Genomic DNA, 7,484 nt, shown 5'->3' with positions numbered 1-7,484 from the left:
AAATCACAGAACGAGTTAGCTTCGCAAAGAAGTGGTGTCAGAACTTCCTTAACTTTCAAAAATTATCTTAGTCATTATAAGCGCCGCTCCGACTCCAGCGAGGGACCGGAGGTCCCTCTGGCAGCCGGCGCGCAGCGCCGGCGACCTCGCACGCGCGCCGCCGCTGTTACTTATAAGCGATCGTCGCGATCGAAAGGCTCCGACGAAACCGCGTGTTCTGCTCGACCGAATCGCTGGTCAGACCCCGTACGCGACGCGTTCGCCGACGTCGAGCCCGTTCGCGAGCGCGGCGTGGAGCCGCGCCTCCCCGGCGACCCAGTCGCCGAGGAGGTACAGTCCCTCTCGGCGGGCGGAGTCGATCGGGCCGCGATCGACGCCCGCCTCCGGCTGCGCGTACCGCCATCCCTGGTGATCGGTCCACGCCGGATCGGCGAGGCGGTCGTCGCCGACGATGTCGGCGGCGTGTTCGGCGAGTGTCGCGACGTTGTCGGCCGGGTCCGCGTCGTAGTGGTCGACCGACCACGCGTGACTCGCCTGCACGACGAGCAGCGTCTCGCCGTCGGGGACGTGCCCGGGCTTGCACTCCTCGCGGGAGAGCCACCCGACCGCGTGTTCCTTGTCGGTGTTGACGAGCCCGTAGTAGGGCGCGTCGATCGGGAACGGGTAGTGCAACACCGCGGACCAGACGGTGCGATACGCCACGTCGCCGACCGCGTCGACGAGCGCCTCGCGGACGGGCGAGTCCCACTCCGCGTCCCGGAGGAGGTCGGCGGTCTGGGGCGCCGGCGGATTCAACAGGAGGACGTCGAACGGCCCGTGTGTCACGCCGTCCGCGTCGTCGACCTCCCACTGCTCGCCGACCCGGCGGACCGTCTCGATCCGCGTCCGACGGTGGATCGTCGCGTCGGTCCGACCGAACAGCCGCTTGGCGATCTGGGTGAGCCCCTGCCGGTAGCTCCACTTGTGCTCGTCCGCCTCGCGGCCGGGCGAGACCTCGCCGTCGGCGTCGAAGACGTGGATCGGCTCGGCGATGTCGACGAGCCCCTCGTCGTCGAGCGTCTCCGTGACGAGTTCGACGACGCGCTCGTCGTCGTCTTTCAGGTAGTTCGCGCCGTAGTCGTACGTCAGGTCGTCGTGTCGACGAGTCGCCGCGCGACCGCAGAGCCCGCCCGATTTCTCGAAGACCGTCACGTCCGCGTCCGGGACCGCGCCGTCGATGGTGAACGTTGCGGCCGCGGCCCCCGCGCCCGCGCCGACGATACCGATGTGTGTCACGTTCACGTGAAGGGGGCGCAGTCACTTAATCCGTCGCTCGGGAAGGTTCGGTCGGTGGCGCGGGGACGGACACGCTCGCGCACGAGGGGGCAAGAACCTCCCCGACGGCGCGTTTTATCTCCGGTGCCGACAGCATGCGAACACGAATCGTCGATCCGCGGGCGGGACGGACCGATCGCTGACACTCACATGACCCACCACACGACCGGACGCGGGACGGATGGTGCCGATGACTGATGACGGCGGCGGTAGCGGCGACGGCAAGAGCGACGACGACGGCGTCGACTACGCCGGGCGAGCGTCCGAGATCCTCGGCTTCTCGCGCTGGTGGCAGATCGTCGCCGCGGCGGGGATGATGGCAGCGGTGAGTCCCTACCAGTACGTCTGGTCGTCGATCGAGCAGTCGCTGGCCGAGAGCCTCGACCTCGCCCTGCCGGCGCTCGGCGCGGTGTTCTCCTTTTACGTCGTGTTCCAGTCGCTCTCGCAGTTCCCCGCCGGGAAGTGGCGCGACAGTCGCGGACCGGGCGCGCTCACGTTCCTCGCGGCCCTGCTCGCCGGCGGCGGGTACATCGGACTCGCGTACGCCACGACGCTCTGGCAGCTGTATCTGCTGTACTCGCTCGGGGCGATCGGCGTGGGGATCGTGTACACGGTCGCGGTCAACACCGCGGTCAAGTGGTTCCCGGACCGGACGGGACTCACTACCGGCGTCGGGACGATGGCGTTCGCTGCCGGGAGCGCGCTCGTGGTCCCCTACGTCCGCGCGAACGCCACCGTGGCCGCCTACAGCGACGTGCTCCGGAACCTCGGGATCGCCATCCTCGTCGTGACGCTCGTCGGCGCGTTCCTCCTCCGGGACCCGCCGGACGACTGGCTCGGACTGGACGAAGAGGGCGACGGGGCGGAAGGCGACGGAGGGGACGGTGGCAACGGCGGCAGCGACGACAATCTGGCGGCGTCGCTCCGCGGGCGTGCGTACACGACCCGCGAGATGCTGTCGACGTGGCAGTTCTGGCTGCTGTACGCGATGTTCATCGCGATGGCCGGGGCCGACCTGATCGTCATCGCCAACGTCGTCCGCTTCGCCGAGCAGTTCGGGCTGGCGGCGGTCGTCGCGACCGCGTCCGCGACCCTCTTGCCCGTCGCCGCCGGCGTCTCGCGGATGATCCTCGGGGAGGCGTCCGACCGCTTCGACCGCAAACGGGTGATGGCCGCCTCCTTCGTGCTCGCCGGGGTGTTCCGGCTCGCGCTGATCGGAGCCGGGCGGGCCGAGGCCGGAGTCGCGTTCGTCGCGTTAGTGATGGCGGCGATGTTCTTTTCCTCGCCGCTGTTCGTCTACTTCCCGTCGGTGATCGCCGACTACTACGGCGCCGAGAACTCCTCGGGCAACTACGCGGTCCTCTACACCGCCAAGGTCGGCGGCGGCGTCTTCGCCGGTACCGTGACCGGCTACCTCGTCGCGACGGCCGGCTGGGTGCCGACGTTCGCGCTCGGCGGTGGGCTCGCGGTCGCCGCGGGGCTGGCGGCGCTCCTCCTCCGACCGCCGAGCGGGTCCGGGCTGGAGACCGAGACGGGGACGTCGTCGGACTGACGCCGAGTCGTCGACGCCAGCGGATGGCGCCGGTCGTCGGCACGCGCGGTCGCGTTAGGCCTGCTCCGGCTTCCGCCCGACGACCGCGTAGAACGGGTCGCCGGCGGGACGCTCCGCGAGTCGGTTCTCGACCGCGAACCCGCCAGCGGTTACATATCGCTCGACGAGGTCCGCGCGCTCGTCCATCGAGGCGGTCCGCCACGCGCGGACGGCCTTCGTCGGGAACATCCGGTTCGAGAAACTCACGACGACGGCGCCGCCGGGCGCGAGCACGCGCGCGAACTCCGCGAACACGGCGCCGGGGTACTGCAGGTACTGGACCGACAGCGCACAGCAGACGGCGTCGAAGGCGCCGTCGGCGAACGGGAGCGATCGCTCGGCGTTGAGATCGCGGACGACGAACTCGTCGAGCCGGTCGTTCGCCGCGAGTTCGGCCTCGTTGAGTCCGTGGCCGACGACGCGCTCGAAGTCCGTCGCCGGGAGGTGCGACACTCAGCTACTCATCGCGTCGAGAACGCGATCGCCCGGACTAAGGACCTCGTCGTACAGCGCCGTAAGCCGGTCGAGAAACGCGTCGTCGGCGTGCGTAACGAACCGCGGATCCCCATAAAACGTCTCGTCGGATCGGCCGTCACGCTTCTGGCGGTCGCGGTCAGTGAGAACGGTTGTCACAGCTACTGCATCTCGGGGTCGCGAACCAAAGAGACCGTCGCCGATCGTGGCCGGTCGGTGGTCGGTGCGGTCACCTCGACCGCGCGTTCGCTTCTCGGAAGTCGAGGGGACTACGCCTCGGCCATCGCCCGCTCGATCCGACGCTTCAGGTCGTCGAGCCGGTCTCCGACGGTACCGACCGTTGCCAGCACGGGATACGTCACCGACAGACCCTGATACAGGTAGGTAGGCAGATCGAGGTCGTCGTCGATCGCGAGGTCGCGCTCGTGGGACGCGACCTCCCGCTGGCGGCGCGCCGCGATCCGGTCGCAGTCGGCGAGGAGGGCCTCGGTCCGCGCGCGGTGGGCGTCGAGCGCACCGAACCCGGCTTCGGAAAAGCTTGTCCGGCTCGTCGACGCGATCTCGCTCCGGATCGGGGCGAGTCGGGAGGCCGCCCGCTTGACCGACTCGCTCTCCGATCGGACCGTCTCGACGAACATCTCGCGTTCCTCGATCGCGGTCTCGGTCGCGTCCAAGAGGGACCGCTTGCACTCGGCGGGGAACCGCGACCCGCGGGTGAGCGCGTACGCGAGTTCGGGGCCGAACTCCTCGGCGACGCTCCGCTCGTAGGTGTCGTCGTACTCGACTTCGTAGTGCGGGACGGACATCACCGTCTCCTGGTACGCGTTCCTCACTGCGACGAGCCCCGACCCGGCCGGCGCCCGCGAGCCGCGGGCCCAACCGTTCCCGGCAGCCCCGATCCGCCCGCCGCCCCCGATCGATCCGCCGCCCCCGATCGCCCCGTCGCCCGCGACTGGGCCCGCGCCGCCGTCGGTTCGGATCGGCTCCGACGAGACGGACGCGACGCGCTGACGGAAGGCACGGAATGCCTCGCGCTCGTCGCCGACACGCCGGTGCTCGACGCGGAGGACCTCCCGCGCGTCGTCCAGCAATTCCGGGCTCCCGTCTGCCGGCTCGGTCGTCGTTGCCATATCGCATCGATCACGGAACGCTCACGTAAACGCTTATAATAGCGATACGAGGCGCACAAGACCGATATGGAGCGTTCAATAGGGCTCCGGAGACTCAGCCTCCGTCGCCGATCGCGACTAGACGACACCCCTCGCGAGCGATCCCAGAAGCGGGAGCCCGAGGGCGCTCGCAACGGTGACGTACACGACGGGGCGCATCCCGGGGACGAGCGCCGCCGCCGGCCCGAGCGAGACGGCGAAGGCGACCAGCGCAAGGACCCCGGCAGCGAGCGCGTACAGGACGCCGCGTCGGAGGGTCGGGGCCACGAGCGCGGCCGCCGCGCCGGCCGCGACGAGCCCGAGCCAGTGGACCGCCGCGAGAGCGACGCCGCCGATCAGCGCGACCGCGAGGGCGACTGCGTGGGTTCGGGAGTCGGTTCGGATCCGGTCGAGGAGCGAGTCGGGATCGGTCACGACGAGTCACCCCTGAACGCGATCGTCTCGTCGGCGTCGACGGGGGCTTCGCCGAGCGACATCGGCTTCTGGTCGTTGTCGAGCCACGCGCGGAGCTGATCGTCGTAGTGCTCGGAGAAGTAGTCGCCGGAGTTGCCGCCGGGGATCACCGCCGTGGCGTCGGTTCCGGGCCGAACCACCATCCGCCAGCTCGATCCCACCGCGTCGTCGACCCGGTAGTTCTTGACGGTGGTCCGGGAGCCGTCGGCCGGGAGTTCGTCGTAGTTCAGGAACGGCGCCTCGCCGCCGAGCGGATGGGTTATCGCCGCCGTCGAGTTCCAGTCGCCGTAGGCCTCCCACCCGGCGTCGTCGATCTCCGCGAGCGACTCCTCCAGCGCCGCGACCATGGTCTCCGCCCGCGAGGTGTCGTCGAAGATCGGGTCGTCGTCGGGCAGCGTCGCGAGCACCCAGTCGTTCGGGTGGTACGTCTCGTCGAGGTCGACCGCGTCGAACGTCGGCTCGAAAGCGAGTCGGCGGAATCGGTCGAGCCACCGGGCGAACACGAGCGCGGCGCGGGAGTCTCGGTCCATCCGGTACCCCCAGTCGTCGAGGGTCTCGGCCGCCGAGACGGCGCGGTCCGACACGCCACCTTCGCCCCCCGAGTCCGCCTCGCCGCTCCCGTTCGCCGCCTCCACCGCCGCGATCAGGTCGGGCACCAACTGGGCCGCGCGTCCGTCGTGAACGTCTCGCTGGAGCGCGCGGTGGAAGGCCGGGTCGGTCGGCTCGCCTGATTCGACCGCGTCGTCGAGTCGATCGGCGATCCGGGCGCCGCGGTAGGGGGTCGCATACGCGACGCCGACGTAGTGGCGCGGGTCGTCGATCACGCGCTGGTTCGCGGTCGAGAGCACGTCCGGGTCGATCGCGTGGGGCTTCTCCTCGAAGGGAACGAACCCGTCCCACGAGGACCGACCGAACGGCTCGAACCCCGCCCACTCGCCCTCCCCGGCCGAGCCGTCGAAGATCCGGTCCCCGGCGACCGCCTCGTCGTCAACCTCTCGAATCGGGAGCTTCCCGGTCGCGTAGTACATCGTCCGCCCGTCAGCGTCGGCGTACACGAGGTTCTGGGTCGGGAGGTCGAACGTCCGCGTGGCCGCGAGCGCGTCGTCGAACCCCTCGCTGCGTCCCAACTCGTCGATCGCGACCGTGGTCCGGGTCGCGGTGTGGCCGGTCCACGCGACGCCGACCTGCCTTCCCTCGCGCTCGATGAGGGGGCCGTGGACCGTCCGCTTGACTTCGATCTCGCGGTCCTCGCCTCCCGCCACGGGGATCGTTCGCGTCTCGGTCTCGAACTCTCGCCACTCGCCGTCGTAGCGGTAGCGCTCGCCCGCGTCGTCGGTGTCGTATCGGTAGCAGTCGAGCACGTCGGCGCCGACGTTGGTGAACGACCACGTCCCCCGGTCGTTGGCGCCCGCGATGACGAAGGGGACGCCCGGGAACGTCGTCCCGCGAACCGACCGCTCCGGGGTCTCGACGTGCTGTTCGTACCACAGTGGCGGGGCCATCAGCGACAGGTGCGGGTCGTACGCGACGATCGGCGTCCCGCTCGCGGTGTGGTCACCCGAGACGACCCAGCTGTTCGAGCCGACGCCAGTCGGGGACTCGAAGCCGGAGAGCCACGCCGTCAGATCGGCGTCGACGGGGTCGGAGGCGGCGGCCTGCTGTCGGCCCGCAGCGGCTACTCGCCGAGTCGCTTCGCCTCCCAGCCGCTGCTCGTCGCCGTCGAGGATCGTCGCGTCGTGATCGAGTTGACGGGGGAACAGGTCGGCAGCGCGGTCGGCGCCGAATCGGTCGGTGACGACCGCCCGGCGCAGTTCGGAGAAGTTCCCGGTGAGCGTCCACGAGATCTGCTTTTCCATGAGCATCGAGTCGACCGGCGTCCACGGCCGGGGCTCGTGGCCGACTAACGCGAACTCGATCGGGAGCGGCTCGGCCTCGATCGCGGCGTTGACGCCGTCGGCGAACGCCTCGACGAGCGGTCCGGCGGGGCTCTCGCGCACGAGGTCCCACGTGGCCTCGGCGGCCTCCGCGAACCCCATCGCGACGTGGAACTCGTCGCTTTCGACGGTCGATCCGCCGACCGCCTCCGAGAGCCGTCCGCGCATGAGCCGTCGCTGGAGGTCCATCGCGAAGAGCCGGTCGAACGCCTGTAGGTAGCCGATCGCGTAGTACGCGGCGGCCTCGTCGTCGGCCGCGACGTGCGGGACGCCGTACTCGTCGACCCGCACGTCCGCGTCGCCGTGGGGGCTCTCGACGGTCTCGGGGAGCGACCGGTCGGCCGACTCCCACGCCTCGCCGGAGAGCGGCGCAAAGGAGTCGAGCAGATCGGCCGCAGACGAGACCGCGATCCCGCCGGTCCCGGCCGCGAGCGCCGCGGCGAGGACGGCCCGGCGCGTGGTGTCGTTCGTCACCCTGTCACCCACCCGTCGATACCTAATCATTATTTCGGTGGATCTCACCGTCGACGGGAAACGCACATCCGTGCG

5 protein-coding genes and 1 pseudogene are annotated in these 7,484 nt (G+C 70.1%); 1 reads left to right on the top strand and 5 read right to left on the bottom strand.

The window, feature by feature from the left end:
- Window positions 1-237 precede the first annotated feature (237 nt).
- Window positions 238-1,275 (bottom strand): NAD(P)/FAD-dependent oxidoreductase, encoded by a 1,038-nt coding sequence (locus ACNS88_RS13760; RefSeq protein WP_435098813.1) that lies wholly within the window; start codon window positions 1,273-1,275, stop codon window positions 238-240.
- Between the two features lie 229 nt (window positions 1,276-1,504).
- On the opposite strand from ACNS88_RS13760, the gene ACNS88_RS13755 reads away from it, so the two are divergent.
- On the top strand, window positions 1,505-2,866 hold the full coding sequence (locus tag ACNS88_RS13755) for an MFS transporter (RefSeq protein ID WP_435098810.1): 1,362 nt from the start codon (window positions 1,505-1,507) through the stop codon (window positions 2,864-2,866).
- 54 nt (window positions 2,867-2,920) lie between these two features.
- Here ACNS88_RS13755 and ACNS88_RS13750 read toward each other — a convergent pair.
- The 4 genes and pseudogenes from ACNS88_RS13750 to ACNS88_RS13735 form a co-directional block, all read right to left on the bottom strand.
- Window positions 2,921-3,538, bottom strand: a pseudogene (locus ACNS88_RS13750) (class I SAM-dependent methyltransferase).
- 110 nt (window positions 3,539-3,648) lie between these two features.
- Entirely contained in the window at window positions 3,649-4,509 is an 861-nt protein-coding gene (locus tag ACNS88_RS13745; protein ID WP_435098807.1) for a DUF7260 family protein, read from the bottom strand.
- Between the two features lie 117 nt (window positions 4,510-4,626).
- A complete protein-coding gene (locus tag ACNS88_RS13740; RefSeq protein ID WP_435098805.1) occupies window positions 4,627-4,962 on the bottom strand; it encodes a hypothetical protein in 336 nt (111 codons plus the stop codon).
- The gene (locus ACNS88_RS13735; protein WP_435098802.1) at window positions 4,959-7,409 is read right to left on the bottom strand and encodes a penicillin acylase family protein; all 2,451 of its coding nucleotides are present in this window, start codon (window positions 7,407-7,409) and stop codon (window positions 4,959-4,961) included. The genes ACNS88_RS13740 and ACNS88_RS13735 overlap by 4 nt, the downstream gene beginning before the upstream one ends.
- Window positions 7,410-7,484 lie beyond the last annotated feature (75 nt).

This window comes from Halorubrum shenae (genome assembly GCF_051194165.1).
Classification (GTDB): Archaea; Halobacteriota; Halobacteria; order Halobacteriales; family Haloferacaceae; genus Halorubrum.
This window is presented reverse-complemented; position numbering and strand designations above follow the sequence as displayed.